The sequence below is a fragment of the Streptomyces sp. 2114.4 genome (genome assembly GCF_900187385.1).
GTDB classification, from domain to species: domain Bacteria; phylum Actinomycetota; class Actinomycetes; order Streptomycetales; family Streptomycetaceae; genus Streptomyces; species Streptomyces mooreae.
The window spans coordinates 1,143,511-1,163,614 of sequence record NZ_FYEY01000001.1; the positions used below are offsets into that span (position 1 = coordinate 1,143,511).

The 20,104-nt window shown below is 71.3% G+C and carries 20 protein-coding genes and 1 pseudogene; 10 read left to right on the forward strand and 11 right to left on the reverse strand.

Features of this window, described 5'->3' with window-relative positions:
* Positions 1-47: 47 nt before the first annotated feature.
* From CFW40_RS04900 to CFW40_RS04910, 3 genes and pseudogenes are all read right to left on the reverse strand, one after another.
* Positions 48-833: an electron transfer flavoprotein subunit beta/FixA family protein gene (locus CFW40_RS04900; protein ID WP_086716699.1), complete on the reverse strand. Its 786-nt coding sequence runs from the start codon at positions 831-833 to the stop codon at positions 48-50.
* Between the two features lie 212 nt (positions 834-1,045).
* A complete protein-coding gene (locus CFW40_RS04905; RefSeq protein WP_088796632.1) occupies positions 1,046-1,552 on the reverse strand; it encodes a flavin reductase family protein in 507 nt (168 codons plus the stop codon).
* Positions 1,553-1,777: 225 nt separating this feature from the next.
* Positions 1,778-2,196: pseudogene (locus CFW40_RS04910) on the reverse strand (TlpA family protein disulfide reductase).
* A 399-nt stretch (positions 2,197-2,595) separates the two neighbouring features.
* Between CFW40_RS04910 and CFW40_RS04915 the strand changes: the two are divergent.
* A complete protein-coding gene (locus CFW40_RS04915) occupies positions 2,596-3,312 on the forward strand; it encodes a 1-acyl-sn-glycerol-3-phosphate acyltransferase (RefSeq protein ID WP_088796633.1) in 717 nt (238 codons plus the stop codon).
* Between the two features lie 54 nt (positions 3,313-3,366).
* Here CFW40_RS04915 and CFW40_RS04920 read toward each other — a convergent pair whose 3' ends face one another.
* The 5 genes from CFW40_RS04920 to CFW40_RS04940 all read right to left on the reverse strand — a co-directional run bounded on the left by CFW40_RS04920 (position 3,367) and on the right by CFW40_RS04940 (position 8,053).
* Positions 3,367-4,092 (reverse strand): B3/4 domain-containing protein, encoded by a 726-nt coding sequence (locus CFW40_RS04920; RefSeq protein ID WP_088796634.1) that lies wholly within the window; start codon positions 4,090-4,092, stop codon positions 3,367-3,369.
* Positions 4,093-4,104: 12 nt separating this feature from the next.
* On the reverse strand, positions 4,105-4,683 hold the full coding sequence (locus CFW40_RS04925; protein ID WP_088796635.1) for a transglutaminase family protein: 579 nt from the start codon (positions 4,681-4,683) through the stop codon (positions 4,105-4,107).
* A gap of 84 nt (positions 4,684-4,767) precedes the next feature.
* On the reverse strand, positions 4,768-5,838 hold the full coding sequence (locus tag CFW40_RS04930) for a low specificity L-threonine aldolase (RefSeq protein ID WP_371127208.1): 1,071 nt from the start codon (positions 5,836-5,838) through the stop codon (positions 4,768-4,770).
* Entirely contained in the window at positions 5,835-6,659 is an 825-nt protein-coding gene (locus CFW40_RS04935; protein WP_088796637.1) for an SDR family NAD(P)-dependent oxidoreductase, read from the reverse strand. The genes CFW40_RS04930 and CFW40_RS04935 overlap by 4 nt, the downstream gene beginning before the upstream one ends.
* On the reverse strand, positions 6,656-8,053 hold the full coding sequence (locus CFW40_RS04940) for a DUF6421 family protein (protein WP_088796638.1): 1,398 nt from the start codon (positions 8,051-8,053) through the stop codon (positions 6,656-6,658). Before CFW40_RS04940 ends, CFW40_RS04935 begins: the two co-directional genes overlap by 4 nt.
* A gap of 548 nt (positions 8,054-8,601) precedes the next feature.
* Here CFW40_RS04940 and CFW40_RS04945 point away from each other — a divergent pair.
* The 4 genes from CFW40_RS04945 to CFW40_RS04960 all read left to right on the forward strand — a co-directional run bounded on the left by CFW40_RS04945 (position 8,602) and on the right by CFW40_RS04960 (position 12,131).
* Positions 8,602-9,285, forward strand: coding sequence for a glycerophosphodiester phosphodiesterase family protein (locus CFW40_RS04945; RefSeq protein ID WP_088796639.1), 684 nt, complete (start codon positions 8,602-8,604; stop codon positions 9,283-9,285).
* A gap of 232 nt (positions 9,286-9,517) precedes the next feature.
* Positions 9,518-10,399, forward strand: coding sequence for an ABC transporter substrate-binding protein (locus CFW40_RS04950; RefSeq protein WP_088796640.1), 882 nt, complete (start codon positions 9,518-9,520; stop codon positions 10,397-10,399).
* A 14-nt stretch (positions 10,400-10,413) separates the two neighbouring features.
* Positions 10,414-11,298 carry an amino acid ABC transporter permease gene (locus CFW40_RS04955; RefSeq protein WP_088796641.1) on the forward strand — a complete coding sequence of 295 codons (885 nt, stop codon included), beginning with the start codon at positions 10,414-10,416 and terminating at the stop codon, positions 11,296-11,298.
* Positions 11,295-12,131, forward strand: a complete 837-nt coding sequence (locus CFW40_RS04960) for an amino acid ABC transporter ATP-binding protein (RefSeq protein ID WP_256331594.1) — start codon at positions 11,295-11,297, stop codon at positions 12,129-12,131. Before CFW40_RS04955 ends, CFW40_RS04960 begins: the two co-directional genes overlap by 4 nt.
* A 94-nt stretch (positions 12,132-12,225) precedes the next feature.
* Here the strand turns inward: CFW40_RS04960 and CFW40_RS04965 are convergent, their stop codons facing one another.
* A complete protein-coding gene (locus CFW40_RS04965; protein ID WP_088796642.1) occupies positions 12,226-12,759 on the reverse strand; it encodes a GNAT family N-acetyltransferase in 534 nt (177 codons plus the stop codon).
* Between the two features lie 142 nt (positions 12,760-12,901).
* Between CFW40_RS04965 and CFW40_RS04970 the strand changes: the two genes are divergently transcribed.
* The 5 genes from CFW40_RS04970 (at position 12,902) to CFW40_RS04990 (ending at position 16,647) form a co-directional block, all read left to right on the forward strand.
* Positions 12,902-13,288 carry a VOC family protein gene (locus CFW40_RS04970; protein WP_088796643.1) on the forward strand — a complete coding sequence of 129 codons (387 nt, stop codon included), beginning with the start codon at positions 12,902-12,904 and terminating at the stop codon, positions 13,286-13,288.
* A gap of 113 nt (positions 13,289-13,401) precedes the next feature.
* Positions 13,402-14,001, forward strand: a complete 600-nt coding sequence (locus tag CFW40_RS04975) for a DUF5134 domain-containing protein (RefSeq protein ID WP_088796644.1) — start codon at positions 13,402-13,404, stop codon at positions 13,999-14,001.
* A 224-nt stretch (positions 14,002-14,225) separates the two neighbouring features.
* Positions 14,226-15,161: a M56 family metallopeptidase gene (locus tag CFW40_RS04980; protein WP_088796645.1), complete on the forward strand. Its 936-nt coding sequence runs from the start codon at positions 14,226-14,228 to the stop codon at positions 15,159-15,161.
* A 47-nt stretch (positions 15,162-15,208) separates the two neighbouring features.
* Positions 15,209-15,943: a phosphatase PAP2 family protein gene (locus tag CFW40_RS04985; RefSeq protein WP_088796646.1), complete on the forward strand. Its 735-nt coding sequence runs from the start codon at positions 15,209-15,211 to the stop codon at positions 15,941-15,943.
* A complete protein-coding gene (locus CFW40_RS04990) occupies positions 15,940-16,647 on the forward strand; it encodes an HAD family hydrolase (RefSeq protein ID WP_176956572.1) in 708 nt (235 codons plus the stop codon). Before CFW40_RS04985 ends, CFW40_RS04990 begins: the two co-directional genes overlap by 4 nt.
* A gap of 142 nt (positions 16,648-16,789) precedes the next feature.
* Here CFW40_RS04990 and CFW40_RS04995 read toward each other — a convergent pair whose 3' ends face one another.
* Both CFW40_RS04995 and CFW40_RS05000 read right to left on the reverse strand, forming a co-directional pair.
* Entirely contained in the window at positions 16,790-19,009 is a 2,220-nt protein-coding gene (locus tag CFW40_RS04995; RefSeq protein WP_088796648.1) for an NADP-dependent isocitrate dehydrogenase, read from the reverse strand.
* A gap of 463 nt (positions 19,010-19,472) precedes the next feature.
* Entirely contained in the window at positions 19,473-19,985 is a 513-nt protein-coding gene (locus CFW40_RS05000; RefSeq protein WP_088796649.1) for a hypothetical protein, read from the reverse strand.
* Positions 19,986-20,104: the final 119 nt, after the last annotated feature.

A 20,104-nucleotide genomic window follows, 5' to 3' on the forward strand; every position in this document is an offset into this window, starting at 1 on the left:
ATTGCTCTCCTGCGGGAAGAATGAGGGCGGTGGGGAAGGGCTGCGGCTCAGATGAACTTCTGGCCCGCGAGGAACTCGGCGAGCTGCTTGCCGCCCTCGCCCTCGTCCTTGACGATCGTGCCCGCGGTGCGGGCCGGACGCTCGGCGGCGCCGTCGACCTTGGTCCAGGCGCCCTCGAGGCCGACCTCGTCCGCCTCGATCTCCAGGTCCTCCAGGTCCAGGGACTCCACCGGCTTCTTCTTGGCGGCCATGATGCCCTTGAAGGAGGGGTAACGCGCCTCGCCCGACTGGTCGGTGACGGATACGACGGCCGGCAGCGCGGCCTCCAGCTGCTCGGTGGCGGTGTCGCCGTCGCGGCGGCCGGTGACCTTGCCACCGTCGACGGACACCTCGGAGAGCTGGGTGACCTGAGGAACGTTCAGACGCTCGGCGAGCAGCGCGGGCAGCACACCCATCGTGCCGTCGGTGGACGCCATACCGCAGACGACCAGGTCGTAACCGGTCTTCTCGATGGCCTTGGCCAGCACCAGCGAGGTGCCGAGGGCGTCGGTGCCGTGCAGGTCGTCGTCCTCGACGTGGACGGCCTTGTCGGCGCCCATCGACAGCGCCTTGCGCAGCGCGTCGTTGGCGTCCTCGGGGCCGACCGTGAGAACCGTGATCTCCGCGTCGTCGGCGGCTTCCTTGATCTGCAGGGCCTGCTCGACGGCGTACTCGTCGAGCTCCGAGAGCAGACCGTCCACGTCGTCACGGTCGACGGTCAGGTCCTCGGCGAAGTGCCGGTCGCCGGTGGCGTCGGGCACGTACTTCACACAGACAACGATCCTCAGGCTCACGCCGGCTCTCCTACCTGCTTCGTCTCTTCAGAACTGCCTTGTGCTGGCAGCATAGGCGCCTGTCGGGGCGGCTCCCGGTCGGTTGCGGTTCCCCACGCCGACCGCCATATTACTCGCCAGTACATCGACTCTCGTGCCCCGAAGCAAGGCCGTCGAAATGTGACCTTGCCAACGGACCCGACCGGCGGACGAAGCAGCGGAACGGGAACCCGTCAGTCCCGCAGGGCGTTGAAGCGTCCCTGGTGATAGAGCAGGGGACGGCCGGGCCCCGCGGGGTCGCCGACGACCGGCCGGGCGAGCACGATGCGGTGGTCACCGGCGGGCACCCGCGCCACGACCTGGCACACCATCCAGGCCAGTACACCGTCCAGGAGGGGCACTCCCTCGGGTCCGGTGCGCCAGGAGGTGGCGGGACCGAAGCGGTTGGCGCCGCTGCGCGCGAAGGTGGCGGCCAGTTCCTGCTGGTGCTCGCCGAGTATGTGGACGCCGATGTGCTCGGCCTCCGAGACGGCGGGCCAGCTGGAGGCGCCGGTTCCGATGCCGAACGAGAGCAGCGGCGGGTCGGCGGCGACGGAGGTGAGGGACGTGGCGGTGAAGCCGACGGGGCGGGAGCCGTGCGCGGTGATCACCGCAACGCCGGCGGCGTGCTGCCGGAAGACCGAGCGCAGCAGCTCGGGGGAGGCGGTGCGAGGCGTGCCGAGGCCGGGCGAGGCCGTCATGGAATTGTCCTTCTGGTGAGGTGTACGAGCCCGGGAAGAGCCGCCGACGGCTGTGCAGCGGTCGGCGGCGATGGTGTCGTCGCTGCTCACACGCCCGGACAGCGGGCGCTGGCGGTCCGCAGAAGATCGACGTGGGCGCGTCCGTACAGAAGATTTCCTCGCCGCATCACGTCAGAGTGACGATGTGTGACCCACAGCGTCAAGGGGCGCCCGCCATCTGGGAGATCAATCACGGACGGCCGCGCCCAGCGCCGCGATGACATCGGCCTTCCGGGGCTGCCCGGAGGCACGGCGCACGATCGCGCCGTCCGCGTCGAGCACCAGCACCGTGGGAGTGCGCAGCACGTTCAGGTGGCGTACGAGGTCCAGGTGGTCCTCCGCGTCGATCTCGACATGGGCCACCCCCTCGACCATGCCTGCGACCTCGGCGAGGGTGCGCCGGGTGGCCCGGCAGGGCTGGCAGAAGGCGCTGGAGAACTGCAGCAGGGTGGCCCGCTCCCCCAGCTCCGCACCGATCTCGGCGGCACCGAGCCGCCCTCCGTCGTCCCGCTTGTGCACCATCGGCCTTTCCTTATGGCGTCGGTGCCACCTGCCGAAGCGCTCGCCGCCGCGAGCACCGCAAGGCACACCATGTGTCCAGTCATCGACGGGTGCAGCATTCACGGCACCGCAAAGATTCCCCGGCCCCGCACGGCCGGGGCTGCGGGAGGGGGAGGCATGGCTTCCGGCCCTTCGCGGTGAGGGGACCGGCCGGTTACGTCGTGGGGCCGCAGCGGCCGGGCCGCACGGCCACCGGCTGCGTGCTCGCGGCGGTCCTTCTCCACGCCGCCTTCGGCTGCTGCCCGGGGTGCGCGAGGTATCTTCTGCTGCGGAGACGGCCGCTGAGCCAATCTCCACGTGACAAGAATCTCCCGGCCCTGGCGGTCGACGCGCTGGCCGCCACGGCCGACATCGGGCACGATCTCCCGAAAGTCGCAGTTACGGCTGCGTAGGTTTCCGCCGGGAGAACCCTCCCCAGGCGTGGAAAAGGGGTCCTCCGGACAATGGCAGAGCTCGTCTATCCGCCGGTGATCGGCGCCGCCCGCACTCTCTTCAAGGCGCTCGATCTGAAATTCGACATCGCCGGGACGGACCACATTCCGCGCCGCGGCGGGGCGGTTCTGGTGAGCAATCACATCGGGTACCTGGACTTCGTCTTCGCCGGGCTGACGGCCCGTCCCGCCAAGCGGCTGGTGCGCTTCATGGCGAAGGAGTCGGTGTTCCGGCACAAGGTGTCCGGCCCGCTGATGCGCGCGATGAAGCACATCCCCGTGGACCGGGCGCAGGGGATGCACGCCTACAAGCACGCGCTGTCCGCCCTGCGTTCGGGCGAAATCATCGGGGTGTTCCCCGAGGCGACGATCTCCGAGTCCTTCACCCTGAAGACCTTCAAGTCCGGTGCGGTGCGGCTGGCCCAGGAGGCCGGGGTGCCGCTGCTGCCGGTGGCGCTGTGGGGCACCCAGCGGCTGTGGACCAAGGGCCACAAGCGCGATCTGGGCCGGAACCACCTGCCGATAACGATCCGGGTGGGCGAGCCGATGGAGGCCGATCCGGCCGAGCAGGCCGAGAAGATCACCGACCGGCTGCGGGCCCGGGTGCAGGACCTGCTGGAGGCGGCGCAGCGCGCCTACCCCGTACGTCCCAAGGACGCCGAGGACACCTGGTGGATGCCGGCCCACCTCGGCGGCACGGCACCCGCCGCGCCCGGGACCGCCGGATAGCGAAACCCGGCGGCCGGAGCGGCCCGCCGGGTCCGGCCGCCCCGCGCCCGGGCCTCAGGGGGTCCAGATGTCGCCGATCTCGATGCGGGCGCCGGGGCAGGCCTTCTGCAGCGTCTCGGCCAGTTCGGCGCCCGCGGCGCTCAGCGCGTCGAGGGGCATGGGGGCCATCCGCTCCAGCAGGAAGAGGGCGCTGACCGAGTCCTCGGTCAGGCGGGTGCGTACCCCCTGCCGCCAGTTCCAGCGGCGGCAGGTGACGCCCTCGTCGTCACACCAGACCACCTCGCCCGCCTCGGGGTGCTCGACGGTCTCGGCGCCGCCGGCCGCGGTCACGAAGGGCTCGTCGCCGGTCGCCCGCACGAGCCGCATACCGCCCTGGATGCGGTCCAGGTCCTCGCCGCCCACGGGGATGAGGTGGGCGACGCTGAGGGCGTTGTAGAGGTCGACGAGGCGGTTGATGCGGGGCAGACCGCCGTCCGCGAGCGCCCGCCTGGCCAGCGCCTCGGCGGAGTTGCGGGTGCGCGACGGCTTGCTGCCGAAGGCGGTGTACGCGGCGCGCCAGGCGGCGAGGTGTGGATCGTCCTGCGGGGCGCGGCCGTCCAGACGCCCGGCGAGGCGGCGGGTGGCCTCGTCCAGGAGCGCCGCGCCGGCCTCGTCACTGGGCCCGTTGGTCAGACCGTGGGCTTCGACGGCGAGGTAGCCGAAACCGGGTGCCAGGTCCCGCACCTCGTCGGAGACATGCAGGCGACGGGTCGTGCCGGAGACGTGCGAAGAGCTGGGCATCGGGGCCGTTCCTCAGAGATCGGTGGGGAGCATCTGCCAGAGGTGAGGCCGGTCGACGGCCTCCTGGAGGCATTGCAGCACGGTCGGGTGTGGTTCAGCAAATAGCACCGGGTAGTCCAGTTCGTTGCACTCCGGACGCACGGGGAAGGCCAGCTGCTCACGGTCGAGGCGGAACTGCGCGTCGACGCCCGGCTTGTTACCCCGCGGATCCTGCCGCGCCCAGCGGTCCTCACCCGGCAGCCGCACGGCGACCAGGCCGTGGACGGTGTCGAGCTTCTGGTAGCACAACCCGGCGGGGATGCTCCTCGCCCGCAGCAGGGCCACCAGCGCATGCGCCTTGGCGTAGCAGATGCCGGTGCGCCGCGCGAGCACGTCCGAGGCACGCCAGGTGACGCGCGGGTCACCGGAGTCCGCGCTGTGCGGGATGGTGTCGCGGACGAACTCGAAGGCGGCCTTGGCGTATGTGTATGCGTCGGTGGCTTCGGCGGCGAGGGCGGCCGCAGTGGCCCGGACCTGCCGATGGTCGTGGTCGATGACCTCATCGGCCGCCAAGTAGGCAGCGATTTCCGGGGTGTTCTGGATCAGCTCCATACCCGGGAACGTAGCGATGCGCCCGGCCGAGAGTCAATGACTTTTCGACCGGACGCATAGCTATGCGACGAACTGACCCGGGAGCTAGCGGCCCATCTCCTCGCGGAGTGCGGCGAGGAAGCCGTCGACGTCCTCCTCGGCGGTGTCGAAGGCGCACATCCAGCGCACCACACCGGCGGCTTCGTCCCAGAAGTAGAAGCGGTAGCGCTTCTGCAGCCGCTCGCTCACCTCGTGCGGCAGCCGGGCGAACACGCCGTTGGACTGCACGGGGTAAAGGATCTCCACCCCGTCGATCCCCCGCACCCCGGCCGCCAGCCGCTGCGCCATGGTGTTGGCGTGCCGCGCGTTGCGCAGCCACAGGTCCTTGGCGAGCAGCGCCTCCAACTGGACGGAGACGAAGCGCATCTTGGAGGCCAGCTGCATGGACAGCTTGCGCAGGTGCTTCATGGCGCGCACCCGGTCGGGGTTGAGCACGACCACGGCCTCGCCGAAGACGGCGCCGTTCTTCGTGCCGCCGAAGGAGAGGATGTCGACGCCCACGGCGTTGGTGAACGCCCGCATCGGGACATCCAGCGTCGCCGCGGCATTGGCGATCCGCGAGCCGTCGAGGTGCACCACCATGTTGCGCTCATGCGCGTGTTCACAGATCGCCCGGATCTCGTCGGGCGTGTAGACCGTGCCGAGCTCCGTGCTCTGGGTGATCGAGACGACCTGCGGCATGGCGCGGTGCTCGTCGTCCCAGCCGTACGCCTCGCGGTCGATCAGCTCGGGGGTGAGCTTGCCGTCCTCGGTGGGCACGGTCAGCAGCTTGAGCCCGCCGATCCGCTCGGGTGCACCGCACTCGTCGACATGGATGTGCGCGGACTCGGCGGCGATCACCGCACCCCAGCGGTCGGTCACGGCCTGCAGGGCGACGACATTGGCGCCGGTGCCGTTGAACACCGGGAACGCCTCGGCGCGCTGCCCGAAGTGGCTGCGGAAGACGCGCTGCAGGTGCTCGGTGTACTCGTCCTCGCCGTAGGCGACCTGATGGCCGCCGTTGGCAAGGGCGAGCGCGGCCAGCACCTCGGGGTGCGCGCCGGCGTAGTTGTCGCTGGCGAAGCCGCGTATCTCGGGGTCGTGATGCCGCCGGGCGTCGGTCTTCGCTCCGGTCACGGCTCGGGGGTCAGCCACAGACGCTGTCCATTCACTTCCTGGGCGGGCCGGCTCCAGACCCCGGCGATGGCCTCGGCCAGCTCCGTGACATCCGTGAAGCCCGCGAACTTGGCGTTCGGTCGCTCGGCGCGCATCTGGTCATTGACGAGCGCCTTCACGATCAGGATCGCAGCCGCGGCGCGCGGTCCCGTCTCACCCCCCGACTTGCGGAAGCCGTCCGCCATGGCGAGCGTCCAGGCCTCGGCGGCGGCCTTGGAGGCGGCGTAGGCGGCGTTGCCCCCGGTGGGCTTGCTGGCGCCGGCCGCGCTGGTGAGGAGGAAGCGGCCGTTGCCGCTGCGTTCGAGCGCTTCGTGGAAGGCGAGCGAGGTGTGCTGGACGGTACGGATCAGGAGCTTGTGCAGCATGTCCCAGTCCGCGAGGTCGGTCTCCGCGAAGGTCGAGGAGCCGCGCCAGCCGCCGACGAGGTGCACCAGGCCGTCGATCCGGCCGAATTCCTTCTCCGTACGAGCCGCCCATTCACGGGTCTGGTCGAGGTCGAGGAGGTCGACGGTGTCCCCGATCACCGTGGCGCCGCCGTGGGCGTAGCGGGCCGCGTCCACGGCCTCCGCCAGCCGCTCGGGGTTCGAGTCCGAGCCGACCACCACCGCACCCGCTTCGGCCAGTCGCAGCAGGGTCGCCCGGCCGGCCGGTCCGGCCGCTCCCGCCACCGCGATGACCGCACCCTCCAGCGGCCCCTGGCCGCCCGTCGAAGTAACCATCTCCGTCGCCTCCTCGTCCTGCTCCTGGACGGCCTTCGGCCGGGTGTTCCGGTCGTTCGTCATGCCGCCGCCAATTCATCGCTGTGGGCCGTGATGCCCTTGGTGGATGCGATCACAGCGCGCAGCTTCTTGGCGAGCGCCTCGTAGAACATGCTCAGCGGGAACTCGTCGGGGAGCACGTCGTCCACGAGTTTGCGCGGCGGCTGGTCGAGGTCGAGGGCATCGGGACCCTTGGCCCAGACCGAGCCCGGGTGCGGTGCGAGGTAGGTCGAGACGAGGTCGTACGCGGCGAACCAGTGGACCAGCTTGGGCCGGTCGATGCCGTCGCGGTAGAGCTTTTCGATCTCGCCGCACAGCTGGTTGGTGACCTTGGGCGCCCGCTCCCAGTCGATGTGCAGTGTGTTGTCCGTCCAGCGTACGACGTCGTGCTGGTGCAGGTACGCGAAGAGCAGCTGGCCGCCGAGGCCGTCGTAGTTGCGGACCCGGTCGCCGGTGACGGGGAACCGGAACATCCGGTCGAAGATCACGGCGAACTGCACGTCGCGGGCCTGGGAGTACCCCTCGGCTTCCAGCTTCACGGCCTCCTTGAAGGCGGTGAGGTCGCAGCGCAGCTCCTCCAGGCCGTACATCCAGAACGGCTGGCGCTGCTTGATCATGAAGGGGTCGAACGGCAGGTCACCGTGGCTGTGGGTGCGGTCGTGCACCATGTCCCACAGGACGAAGGCCTCCTGGCAGCGCTCCTGGTCGGCCAGCATCTCGCGGATGTCCGCGGGGAGTTCGACGCCCAGCGTCTCGATGGCGGCCTCGCTGACCCGGCGGAAGCGGGCGGCCTCCCGGTCGCAGAAAATCCCGCCCCAGCTGAACCGCTCGGGGGCCTCGCGCACGGCGATGGTCTCCGGGAAGAGCACCGCGGAGTTGGTGTCGTAGCCGGCCGTGAAGTCCTCGAAGGCGATGCCGCAGAAGAGGGCGTTGTCGTAGCGGGTGCGCTCCAGCTCGGCGAGCCAGTCCGGCCAGACCATGCGCAGGACGACGGCCTCGAAGTTGCGGTCCGGGTTGCCGTTCTGGGTGTACATGGGGAACAGCACGAGGTGCTGGAGGCCGTCGGCGCGCTGCCGGGCGGGCTGGAAGGCGAGGAGGGAGTCCAGGAAGTCCGGCACTCCGAAGCCGCCGTCGGCCCAGCGGCGCAGGTCGGCGGCGAGGGCCTGGTGGTAGGCGGCGTTGTGCGGCAGCAGCGGGGCGAGCTCCCCGACGGCCGCGGCCATCTTGTCGACCTCCGCGCGGACGGCCTCGGCGGTGGGCGCGCCCTCCGCCTCCAGGTCTATGGAGCCGTCCTTGGACTGCCAGGGACGGATGGTCTCGACCGCGTCCTTGAGCACGGGCCACGCCGGGTGCGCGACCACGCTCTCCGCGGTCGTGGGGGCCTCCCGGACACCCACAGGCGAAAGAATTTCCGTCATGACTGCCCTCCGGCGATAGATCGTGTTGTCAGAACACGGTAACCAGCCGAGGATGACCCGCTCAAGGGGAGTCGTTGAAAATTATTCTGTCGACACCCCGCACTCGCGCACCTTTTTCCTGTCGGTGAGGGCTTGGGCGCCACTTCCTCCCAGCAATACCAAGGGTTTCGGCGGTTCCTCCGGCCGTCCGGCGCCGGAGAAACCCCTCAGTCGTGTGGCATATGCCATACAACCCGGGGCCGCTGCCGTACGGCCGGGGTCTGCCGTACGGCGGGGCCGCCGCCTACGCCCCGGGGCTGCCGCGGACCGGCCCGGTCCGCGGCACGCCGTCAGCGCGGCAAGGACTCGCCCACGCGAGGGTGAGGCGGTCTGAAGCCGGATATGGCGGGTACCCGTACTGGACACACCGCGGTCCGGTCCGGCAGCCCGTTTTCCGCCGGTCGGTCCCGTTAGGCTGTGCGCCATTTCGTAGCGCCGTTGCCGACACCCGACGGTCGGCACGTGTACGGAGCCAACACCAGCACCGAGCCGACAGAAGCGAGGCAGCCTTGTCCTTTCTCACCATCGGACACCGCGGGATGATGGGCGTGGAGCCGGAGAACACCCTGCGGTCCTTCGTGCGCGCCGAGCACGAAGGCCTCGACGTCATCGAACTCGATCTGCATCTGAGCAAGGACGGCGCGCTCGTGGTGATGCACGACGCGGACGTGGACCGGACCACCGACGGCGCCGGCCCGATCGCCGAGCGCACCCTCGCCGAACTCCGCGAGCTCGATGCCGGCGGGGGCGAGCGGATCCCCGTCTTCGAGGAGGTCGTCGAGGCGGTCAAGGCGCCGTTGCAGGCCGAGATCAAGGACGTGGCGGCCGCGCAGGCGCTGGCCGAGGTGATGCGGTCGCGCGATCTGGTCGGCCGGGTCGATGTGATCTCCTTCCACGACGAGGCGCTGGCCGCGATCCGTACCCTGCTGCCCGGTGTGCGGACCGCGCTGGTCGGCAGCCGGTACGGCGCGGACGTGGTCGACCGCGCACAGGCCGTCGGCGCGACGATGCTCTCGCTGAACATCCGCCGGCTCACCCTGGAACTGGTCGAGCGGGCGCATGCCGCGCATCTGAAGGTCGTGGGCTGGACGGTCAATACGCATGATCAGCTGCGTCTCGCGCGCGGGCTCGGCCTGGACGGTGTGGTGACCGACCAGCCGGAGATCCGGCGGGCGGTCCGCTTCACGGCGTGAGGCGGCGCGGGTTCACCGGGTGAGGTGGCGCGCGGCGTCGTGAGCCGGGTGGGGCGTACCGACTCGTCGGGCTCCGCGAGCTCGTCCGGCTCGTCGGGCTCGTCCGGCTTTTCGGGCTCCACCCCGGCAACCGGGAAATGTGCAGTTCACAGCGCCGCAATGCACTTCCACCATGCGGACGTTTTCCCCGGTGATCTCGACAGATGGCCCTGCGCCCTGCCACTCTCCCGCCATGCGCCTCGCCAACTGCCCTCTCCGCCTTGCCGCTTGCGCCACCGTCGCGCTGCTCGCCGCGGCCGTCGGCTGTGCCCCGCAGGACGAGTCCCCCGGTGGCCCGCGGGCCGCCGGCCAGGGCAAACAGAGCTGTGACCGCGGCAAACTGGCCACGGTGGCCGACGGCAAGCTCACGGTCGGCACCGACAAGCCCGCCTACGCACCCTGGTTCCAGGACGACGACCCGGCCAGTGGCAAGGGCTTCGAATCGGCCGTCGCCTATGCCGTCGCCCGCCAGCTGGGCTACGGCAAGGGCGCGGTGAACTGGCAGACCGTGCCGTTCGCCAACGCCTTCGCGCCCGGCCAGAAGAAGTTCGACTTCGACATCAACCAGGTCTCCATCAGCGCCGCACGCGAACGGGCCGTCGCCTTCTCGTCGGGCTACTACGACGTGCGCCAGGCGGTCATCGCGCTCAAGGGCTCCCGGGCCGCGCATGCCAAGAGCATCGCCGCCCTCCGTCATCTCAAGCTCGGCGCGCAGGTCGGCAGCACCAGCCTGGACGTCGTCAATGACACCGTCCGGCCCCAGCAGCCGCCCGCCGTCTTCCAGAAGAACGACCTGGCCAAGTCCGCGCTGAAGAACGGCCAGGTGGACGCGATCCTCACCGATCTGCCGACGGCCTTCTACATCACCTCGGCGGAGGTGAAGGACGCCGAGGTGGTCGGGCAGTTCGCGGCCGCCGGCGCCGGCAAGGAGCAGTTCGGCCTGGTCCTGGACAAGGAGAGCCGGATCACCGGCTGTGTGACGGCCGCGGTCGACGCGCTGCGCAAGAACGGCACCCTCGCCGCGCTGGAGAAGAAGTGGCTGACCGACGCCGTATCCGTCCCGGTGCTCAAGTGACCAACGGAGAAGGTGTGTCGAAACTCCTGACGGCGCGGAACGGGGCCGACGACGGGTACGTGCCCTCGCAGCGGCGGATCGAGCGGGAGCGCTTCCGGCGGGCCAGGACCCGGCGCGCCACCGCCGTCGCCGCGCTGAGCACCCTGGTCACCGCCGCTGTCCTCTACCTCGTCATCACCCGCTCCCCCGGCTGGCCGCGGACCCGGGAGACGTTCTTCAGCCCCGAGTACGCCGCCAAGGCGCTGCCGAAGGTGCTGGAGGGGCTGCTGCTGAATCTGCGGCTGCTGGTGGTGTGCGGGGCGGCGGTGCTGGTGCTCGGGCTGCTGCTGGCGGTGGCCCGGACGCTGCGCGGACCGGTGTTCTTCCCCCTGCGCGCCCTGGCCGCCGCGTACACCGACTTCTTCCGCGGCCTGCCGCTGATCATCTGTCTGCTGATGGTGGTCTTCGGGGTGCCGGCGCTGCGGCTGCAGGGGGTGACCACCGATCCCGTGCTGCTCGGCGGCTCCGCGCTGGTGCTGACGTACTCGGCCTATGTCGCCGAGGTCTTCCGGGCGGGCATCGAATCGGTGCACCCCTCCCAGCGGGCCGCGGCCCGGTCGCTGGGCCTGTCCAGCGGCCAGGCGCTGCGCTTCGTGGTGCTGCCGCAGGCCGTACGGCGGGTGGTGCCGCCGCTGTTGAACGATCTGGTCTCGCTGCAGAAGGACACCGGTCTGGTGTCCATCGCGGGTGCGGTGGATGCCGTCTACGCGGCACAGATCATCGCCGGCAAGGACTTCAACTTCACTCCGTATGTCGTGGCGGGGCTCGTTTTCGTGGCGCTGACGATCCCCATGACGCGGTGCACGGACTGGGTCACCGCCCGCATGGACCGCAGGCGCGCCCAGGGAGGACTCGTATGAGCACGACGGACGATGCCCCGCGGCCGACCGACAAGACGGCCGGTGAGAGGGCCGGTGAGACGGGCGGGAAGGCGGCGCCCGGCGGCGGTCCGGTGCTGCGGCTGGAGTCCGTGCGCAAGACGTACGGACGCGGCACGGTCGTACTGCGGGATGTGGACCTGGCGGTCCCACCGCACACCGTGACGACGCTGATCGGCGCCTCGGGGTCGGGCAAGTCCACGCTGCTGCGCTGCGCGAACCTGCTGGAGGAGATCGACGACGGTGCGATCTTTCTGGACGGCGCGGAGATCACCGATCCGCGGGCGGACGTGGACGCGGTGCGCCGCCGGATCGGCGTGGTCTTCCAGGCCTACAACCTCTTCCCGCACATGACCGTGCTGGACAACATCACGCTGGCCCCCCGCCGGGTGCACGGCGTACCGCGCGCCGAGGCGGAGGCGCGGGCCCGCGAACTGCTGGACCGGCTCGGACTCGGCGGGCGGGCCGGGGAGTACCCGGACCGGCTCAGCGGCGGTCAGCAGCAGCGGGTCGCGATCGTCCGGGCACTGGCCGGGCGGCCCCGGCTGCTGCTGCTCGACGAGATCACCGCGGCGCTCGACCCCGAGCTGGTCGGGGAAGTGCTCGGCGTGGTCCGCGATCTCAAGGAGGAGGGCATGACCATGGTCATCGCCACCCATGAGATGGGCTTCGCGCGAGAGGTCGCCGACCAGGTCTGCTTCCTGGACGGCGGGGTGGTGGTGGAACGCGGGACACCGGAGCAGGTCTTCGGCGACCCGCGGCAGGACCGCACCCGGCAGTTCCTGCGGCGGATCATCCAGGCGGGACGGCTGTGAGCGGCGCCGTCCGGCCCGCCCGGCGCCGGCCGACCGGGTCCTTCCGGCCGACCGGGTCCTTCCGGCCGACCGGGTCCTTCCGGCCGGACCGCTCTCAGGCGAGCGGCTTGACCAGCAGCTCGAATTCCAGGTCGGCGCGTTGCGGAATGCCGAAGCGCTCATCGCCGTACGGGAACGGGGTGAGCTGTCCGGTGCGCCGGTAGCCGCGGCGCTCGTACCAGGCGATCAGCTCGTCGCGCTGCCGGATGACGGTCATCCGCATCTCGCCGGTGCCCCAGAGGTCCCGGGCGGTCCGCTCGGCCTCCGCGAGAATCACCTTGCCGAGGCCGCCGCCCTGGAGTTCCGGGCGCACCGCGAACATCCCGAAGTACACATGGTCCCCGCGGTGTTCGAGCTGGCAGCAGGCGATCAGGGTGTCATCCCGCTCGGCGATGAGCAGCCGGCCACTCTCGCCCCGCACCACGGCGGCAACGCCCTCCGGGTCGGTGCGCTGCCCCTCCAGCAGGTCCGCCTCCGTCGTCCAGCCGGCCCGGCTCGCGTCCCCTCGGTACGCCGACTCGATGAGGTCGACGAGCCCGGGGATATCGGCGTCGTGGGCGGTACGGAAGGTCAGCTCGCTGGTGGGCATGGCGTGCGCAGTCCTCTCGGGGCCGGACGAAGGGCTGAGCGGAGGCTAACAAGCGGCATGGGCGTCCCGTCAGGGCCATTCGTCATGACGTTGCGGCCGCAGCGGCCCGGTGGCGCGGCTCCGGCGGCGTAGGGTCCCTGCCATGGTGCACGTATTGAGCAGCAGGGTGCTGTTGCGGCCGTTTGACCCCGAGCGGTCGCGGGCGTTCTACGGCACGGCGCTGGGGCTGGAGATCTACCGGGAGTTCGGAACGGGACCCGAGCGCGGCACGGTCTACTTCCTCGGCGGTGGCTTCCTGGAAGTCTCCGGCCGCGCCACGGCTCCGGGCACCGGCACCCTCCAGCTGTGGCTCCAGGTGGCCGACGCGGCAGCGGCGCACCAGGAGCTCCTGTCGCACGGGGTGGAGGTGCTGCGGCCGCCCGTGAAGGAGCCGTGGGGGCTGGTCGAGATGTGGGTCGCCGACCCGGACGGCCATCGGATCGTGCTGACGGAGGTTCCGGCGGACCATCCGCTGCGTTACCGGCCCTGAGCCCGGGAGGCCGCGCGCTCCCCTCGGTGCGTCCGTGCGCTCCCGTGTGCCGGGGCCCGGCCGGGCATTCTGCACCCGATCCGCGCGACAGGCGGCACTCGGGGAGGTGGGCCGTGCACGCACCGCCGTTGGTGGGCTGGCTGCTGGTGCTGCTGTGTGCCGCGGCCGCCGCGTACTGCCTCGTCCGGGCGCGTACCGGGCCGGACGCTTGCCGGGGGGATGCCCGCGGCGAGGGTCTGATGGCTCTGGGCATGGCGGCGATGGCGCTGCCCGCGTCGGCCGTGACACCGCCTCGGTGGTCGCCCTGGATGTTCACCGCGGTCTTCGCGGTGGCCGGGGTGTGGGCGCTGGTACGGCGGCATCTGCATCATGCGGTGGGCACGTTGGCCATGGTGTACATGGCACTCGCGATGGCCGTGCCGCCGGACCGGATGAACGCGGCGGGGCCGGTTGGCCAGGCGGGTTCGATGGGCTCCGTGGGGTCGATGGGCCCGACGGGGCGGGTGGAGTCGATGGGGGCGATGGGCGCGATGGAGCATGCCGGGCCGGGTGGGGTGCCGCTGCTGACGGGCCTGTTGCTCGTCTACTACACGGTGTACGTGATCGGTGCCGGGGTCCGGCTGGTGCCGGCGGACCCCGGGCCGCCCGGGGTGCTGCGGGCCTGCCGGGTGGCGATGGGCATCGGGATGCTGGCGATGCTGCTGGCGCTGTGAGGACGGGGCAGTGGCAGCGCTTCCGTATACGACTGCTCCTACGACTGCTGGGTACGACTGCCGCGTACCGCTGCCCCGTACGGCTGTCGCGGGTACGGTCCGCGCGGCGTCGGGTGCGCGAGGGGCGCGGGGGTGCGTGGTTCACACCTGTGACGTGGGTGGTATGGGTCACATCCCAGGCCTGGCTGTACCTACGAGTAGCCGCACACTCATAGGCTGACGCCATGATGGTCCCTCTCGCGCTGATGATTCTCGGCGTGCTGGCCGCGGCAATGGCGCCGCGCCTGATGGCCCGCTCCGACTGGCCCGACCGTGAACCGGTGCTCGCCCTGTGGGTGTGGCAGTGCGTGGTGGCCGGGGTCCTGCTGTGCTGTGTGCTCGCGATGTCGCTGAGCGCGGCCGCCGCCTGGGAAGCCGTCCGTGGCCCGGTGTTCGGCTTCGCCCCCCGGGTGGTCGTCGAGGCGTATGCGCTCAAGGCGCACGGGCCCTGGGCCGGGGTCTTGGCCCTGCTCCTGGCGGGCGGCGGCGCCTGGACCGCCGTCACCCTGACCCGCGAGGTACGCGCGGCGCGCGCCCGTCGTCGGCAGCGCCGGGCCGAACTCCTGCGCCGCGCACCGCTGCTGCCCGGCGAGGAACCCCGCCAGGAGCGTCTGGTCGTCCTGGAGGGTGACCAACCGGAGGCCTGGTGGCTGCAGCACTCCTCGCCCCAACTGGTCATCACCACCTCGGCCTTGCGGCGCCTGAAAGGGCGTCAGCTCGACGCGCTGATCGCCCATGAGCAGGGCCATGCGCGGGCCCGGCACGATCTCCTCCTGTACAGCGCCTCCGCACTCGCCGTCGGCTTTCCGCAGATCCCGGTCTTCGCCGCGTTCCGCGATCAGGTGCACCGGCTGGTCGAACTGGCCGCCGACGATGTGGCCTCACGCCGCTTCGGACGGCTGACCATCGCCCTGGCCCTGGTCGAACTCAACGAGGATCGCGGTGTGTTCGGCCCCTGCCCGACGCAACTCGCGCAGGTGCCCCAGCGGGTGGACCGGCTGCTGTCCCCCGCGCCCCGCTTCTCCCCCGGCCGCCGGCTCCGGATGACGGCGGTGGCGACACTGCTGCCGGCCGTTCCGCTGCTGGTCACCTTCGTCCCCGGCCTGAGGGCGCTGACGTAGGGCGCGGTTCCTCGCCCGGGGCGCGGGTCATGGGCGAGGATCGCCCCATGCCGTCGACGCCGCTCCCCGCCGCCCGTACGTCCGCCGTGGACGACGAGAGTCCCCGGGCATCCGTCCCACTCCTCCCCTGCCTCGCCTGTGCCGTGCTGTGCACGCTCCTCTTCGGCCTGCTGCTCGTCCTCGTCGTGGCGCACTGGGGCCCGTTGATGTCCCTGGACACCGCCCTCGCCGGCACACTGCACCGGACGGCCGTGACCGCGCCCGGCCGGACCCGGCTCGTCCGGGTGTTCAGCGACTGGGTCTGGGACCCGTGGACGATGCGCGCGGTGCTCGCGGTGGCCGTCTGGCTGCTCGTACGGCGCGGCGAACGCCGGCTCGCCCTCTGGGTGGCGGCCACCGCGCTCGCCGGCACGGGGCTGCAGCAGGTGACGAAGGCGCTGGTCGGCAGGGGCCGCCCCGCCTGGCCGGACCCGGTGGCCTCCGCGCACTACGCGGCCTTCCCCTCCGGGCATGCGCTGTCCGCGCTGGTCGCGGGTGCCCTCGTACTGTGGCTGCTGCGGCTGGCCGGGGCGCGTCCGCTGTGGCGCCGACTGGCGCGAGCGGTGGTCGCGGTCTCGGTCGTCGGCGTCGCCTTCACCCGGCTGTATCTGGGCGTGCACTGGCTGTCGGACGTCGTCGGGGGCTGGCTGCTGGGCGGGGCCCTGGTGGCCGGATCCGCGGCACTGTACGGCGTCCAGGCGTCCCGCACAGAGGGGCCCGGCACCGCCCCGCGGGCAGAATGACGGTCATGACGACAACCAAGGGTGTGCTCTTCGACTTCTCCGGGACCCTGCTGCGTATCGAGTCCACCGAGTCATGGCTGCGTGCGGCCCTCACCGCTTGCGGCACGGCCATGGACGAGGCCGAGATCGCCCGCTCGGCGGCCGCGCTGGAGCGGGCCGGCGCGCTCCCCGGCGGCTCCTCGCCCGTCGAGGTCCCCGCCGAACTGGCCGGTCTGTGGGAGATCCGCGACTGCGAGGCCCGCCACCACCGGGCGTTGTACACCGGGCTGGCCCGCCAAGTTCCGCTCCCCGAGCCGGAGTTGTACGACGCGCTCTACGACCGCTCCAGGGCCGCGGAGGCCTGGCAGCCGTACCCCGACGCCGTCGAGGTGCTGGCGGAGCTGCACCGGCGCGGTATCCGTGTCGGCGTACTGAGCAACGTCGGCTGGGATCTGCGGCCGGTGCTGCGCGCCCACGGCCTGGCCCGCTATGTCGACGTCTGTGTGCTGTCCTGCGAGCACGGCTTCCAGAAGCCGGACCCCCGGCTCTTCGCCCTCGGCTGCCGGGAGTTGGGGCTCGACCCGACAGCCGTCCTGATGGTCGGTGACGACCGCACTGCCGATGGCGCCGCCACGGCGCTGGGCTGTTCGTTCCTGCCGGTGGACCACCTGCCGGTGGACCGGCGCCCGGACGGGCTGCGGCCCGTGCTGGATCTCGTGGGCTGAGGCCCGCGCCGGAGCCGGTCGCGCACGCCCTCCGGATCCTGGTGCGGGGCTCCACCACGGCCTCGCCGCCGTCCGCGGAAAAGGAACCGCCCCGGCCGGCAGGGCGCCGGCCGGGGCGGAAGGGCCTTCCGCGGTTACCGCATCAGCTGAGGGTCGCGAGGGCCTGGTTGAGGGTCGCCGACGGGCGCATGACCGCCGAGGCCTTCGCCACGGACGGTTGGTAGTAGCCGCCGATGTCGGCCGGCGAACCCTGCACCGCGACCAGCTCGTCGACGATGGTCTGCTCCTGCTCGGTCAGCGTCTTGGCGAGTGCCGCGAACGCCTCCGCGAGCTGCGTGTCGTCGGTCTGCTTCGCCAGCTCCTGCGCCCAGTAGAGCGCCAGGTAGAAGTGGCTGCCGCGGTTGTCGATGCCACCCAGCTTGCGGCTGGGCGACTTGTTCTCGCTGAGGAAGGTGCCGGTGGCGCGGTCGAGGGTATCGGCGAGCACCTGGGCGCGCGCGTTGCCCGTGGTCTGCGCCAGGTGCTCGAAGCTGACCGCGAGCGCCAGGAACTCGCCCAGGCTGTCCCAGCGCAGGTAGTTCTCCTTGACCAGCTGCTGGACGTGCTTGGGCGCGGAGCCGCCGGCACCGGTCTCGAACAGTCCGCCGCCGTTCATGAGCGGGACGACCGAGAGCATCTTCGCGCTGGTGCCCAGCTCGAGGATCGGGAAGAGGTCGGTCAGGTAGTCACGCAGCACATTGCCGGTGACCGAGATCGTGTCCTCGCCGCGGCGGATGCGGTCGAGGGAGAACGTGATCGCGTCGACCGGCGACATGATCTCGATCCGCAGACCCTCGGTGTCGTGCTCGGGGAGGTAGGCCTTGACCTTGGCGATCAGCTGGGCGTCGTGCGCACGGCTCTCGTCCAGCCAGAACACCGCCGGGTCGCCGGTGGCGCGGGCGCGGGTGACGGCGAGCTTGACCCAGTCGCGGATCGGCGCGTCCTTGGTCTGGCACATACGGAAGATGTCGCCGGCGCCGACGACCTGCTCCAGGACCGCGTTGCCGTTCTCGTCGAGGACCCGGACGGTACCGGTGACCGGGATCTCGAAGGTCTTGTCGTGGCTGCCGTACTCCTCGGCCTTCTGTGCCATCAGGCCGACGTTCGGCACCGAGCCCATCGTCGACGGGTCGTAGGCGCCGTTCGCCCGGCAGTCGTCGATGACGGCCTGGTAGATGCCGGCGTAGCTGCTGTCGGGGAGGACCGCGAGGGTGTCGGCCTCCGCGCCGTCCGGGCCCCACATGTGGCCGGAGGTGCGGATCATGGCCGGCATGGAGGCGTCGACGATGACATCGCTCGGCACGTGCAGGTTGGAGATGCCGCGGTCGGAGTCGACCATGGCGAGCTCCGGGCCCTCGGCGAGCTCGGCGTCGAAGGACGCCTTGATCTCCGCGCCGTCGGCCAGCGACTCCAGACCCTTGTAGATGCCGCCGAGGCCGTCGTTCGGGGTCAGGCCGGCGGCCGCGAGCGACTCGCCGTACCGGGCGAACGTCTTCGGGAAGAAGGCGCGGACCACGTGGCCGAAGATGATCGGGTCGGAGACCTTCATCATCGTGGCCTTCAGGTGCACCGAGAACAGCACGCCCTCGGCCTTGGCGCGGGCGACCTGCGCCGTAAGGAACTCGCGCAGCGCGGCCACCCGCATCACGGCGGCGTCGACGACCTCGCCCGCGAGGACCGGTACCGACTCACGCAGGACGGTGGTGGAGCCGTCGTCGCCCGACAGCTCGATGCGCAGCGAGCCGTCGCGGTCGATGACCGCGGACTTCTCGGTGGAGCGGAAGTCGTCGACGCCCATGGTGGCGACGTTCGTCTTCGAGTCGCCCGTCCAGGCGCCCATGCGGTGCGGGTGGGCCTTGGCGTAGTTCTTGACCGACGCGGGCGCCCGGCGGTCCGAGTTGCCCTCGCGCAGGACGGGGTTGACGGCGCTGCCCTTGATCTTGTCGTAGCGGGCGCGGATGTCCCGCTCCTCGTCGGTCTTCGGGTCGTCCGGGTAGTCGGGCAGCGCGTAGCCCTGCTCCTGCAGCTCGGCGACCGCGGCCTTGAGCTGCGGGATCGAGGCCGAGATGTTCGGCAGCTTGATGATGTTCGCGCCGGGAGTCTTGGCCAGCCGGCCGAGCTCGGCGAGGGCGTCCTCGATGCGCTGGCCCTCCTCCAGGCGCTCGGGGAAGCTCGCGATGATGCGCCCGGCCAGGGAGATGTCACGGGTCTCCACGCTGACGCCGGCCGTCGACGCGTATGCCTGGATCACAGGCAAGAACGAATACGTCGCCAGGGCCGGGGCCTCGTCAGTGTGGGTGTAGAAGATGGTCGAGTCAGTCACCGGGTGCTCCACTCCACGTCTGCAACATTGCTCGACATCAAGATATCTCGTGACCGGCCCCCTCTCGACAGGACCCCGCCCCGGGCAGGAGCGGAGGAAGGGGGTCCGATCGGATCCGGAGGGGGAAATCACTGCCGGGTTGGGTGGGAGTGGGCACTGTGTTGCGGGCCCGGCCCGGCCTGTTCCCGGGGCCGGCCCGGCCTGCTTCCGGGGCCGGCCCGGCCTGCTTCCGGGGCCGGCCCGGCCTGCTTCCGGGGCCGGCCCGGTCCGTTCCCGGCGCTCCGGGGAGGTGGCGGGCCGGGCCCGTTCGGCTCCGTCGCGGCGCATTGTCGACCGGTATCGGCCGGTCTCCCGGCGAGATCTCACCCCCGGCCGCGCACGGGCCGTATCTGCTGGGTGACAGGGGGCGAGCGGCGAACGGTTTCGCGGCCGCGGAGGCCGCGCCGCGGGCAGCGGCGGCCGGTCACCGGACCGGCGTCCACTCCCTGCAGCCATGGGTCTCGAACGTCTCCCCCTTGTGGACGGTGACGCGGGCCGGGCCCCGGGAGGCGCCCCGGGCAATGATGCTGTCGGGCTGCTCGCCGCCGGCACCCTTGGAGCGGGCCCAGGAGCACAGCGGGGCATCGGACGGGACGGGGCCGACGGTCCGGTAGGCGCCGGCGGCGATGTCCTTCCCCACGAGGTAGCGGCCCTGGCCGAGCGTGCCCGTGAGGGTGGGGGCGGGCTTCGTCCTGGCCTTCTTGATGCCGTTGCGGCCGTTTCCGACCACGACGGCGAGCCCGAGGACGAGGAGCGCACAGGCCACGCCCACGGCGATCCGGAGTACGGAGTGCGGGCTCTTCGGCGGCCGCGGGGACGATGACGGCGCGGACGACCGCGACGCGGATGGCCGCGGCACAGACGGCTGCGGCGCGTACGGGAGGGCGTACAGGAGGGGCTGCTGACCGAACGGCGCGGGCTGCTGCGAGTGCGACATGCGCAATCCCCCATTCCTCTGCGATGGTGTCGTGAAGACCGCCCATTGCCGTCGAAGGTTGTACGGCCGGGTGTCCGCGTGCGCCGCACACCTCTCACCCGCCATCGGTCCAGGTCCGG

What these genes read in the sequence shown, in the direction of transcription:
- CFW40_RS04905 (WP_088796632.1), bottom strand. Translation starts at nt 1,552, where the DNA reads ATGACGGCCTCGCCCGGCCTCGGCACGCCTCGCACCGCCTCCCCCGAG.
- CFW40_RS04915 (WP_088796633.1), top strand. Translation starts at nt 2,596, where the DNA reads ATGGCAGAGCTCGTCTATCCGCCGGTGATCGGCGCCGCCCGCACTCTC.
- CFW40_RS04920 (WP_088796634.1), bottom strand. Translation starts at nt 4,092, where the DNA reads ATGCCCAGCTCTTCGCACGTCTCCGGCACGACCCGTCGCCTGCATGTC.
- CFW40_RS04925 (WP_088796635.1), bottom strand. Translation starts at nt 4,683, where the DNA reads ATGGAGCTGATCCAGAACACCCCGGAAATCGCTGCCTACTTGGCGGCC.
- CFW40_RS04935 (WP_088796637.1), bottom strand. Translation starts at nt 6,659, where the DNA reads ATGACGAACGACCGGAACACCCGGCCGAAGGCCGTCCAGGAGCAGGAC.
- CFW40_RS04940 (WP_088796638.1), bottom strand. Translation starts at nt 8,053, where the DNA reads ATGACGGAAATTCTTTCGCCTGTGGGTGTCCGGGAGGCCCCCACGACC.
- CFW40_RS04950 (WP_088796640.1), top strand. Translation starts at nt 9,518, where the DNA reads ATGCGCCTCGCCAACTGCCCTCTCCGCCTTGCCGCTTGCGCCACCGTC.
- CFW40_RS04960 (WP_256331594.1), top strand. Translation starts at nt 11,295, where the DNA reads ATGAGCACGACGGACGATGCCCCGCGGCCGACCGACAAGACGGCCGGT.
- CFW40_RS04965 (WP_088796642.1), bottom strand. Translation starts at nt 12,759, where the DNA reads ATGCCCACCAGCGAGCTGACCTTCCGTACCGCCCACGACGCCGATATC.
- CFW40_RS04970 (WP_088796643.1), top strand. Translation starts at nt 12,902, where the DNA reads ATGGTGCACGTATTGAGCAGCAGGGTGCTGTTGCGGCCGTTTGACCCC.
- CFW40_RS04980 (WP_088796645.1), top strand. Translation starts at nt 14,226, where the DNA reads ATGATGGTCCCTCTCGCGCTGATGATTCTCGGCGTGCTGGCCGCGGCA.
- CFW40_RS04985 (WP_088796646.1), top strand. Translation starts at nt 15,209, where the DNA reads ATGCCGTCGACGCCGCTCCCCGCCGCCCGTACGTCCGCCGTGGACGAC.
- CFW40_RS04990 (WP_176956572.1), top strand. Translation starts at nt 15,940, where the DNA reads ATGACGGTCATGACGACAACCAAGGGTGTGCTCTTCGACTTCTCCGGG.
- CFW40_RS05000 (WP_088796649.1), bottom strand. Translation starts at nt 19,985, where the DNA reads ATGTCGCACTCGCAGCAGCCCGCGCCGTTCGGTCAGCAGCCCCTCCTG.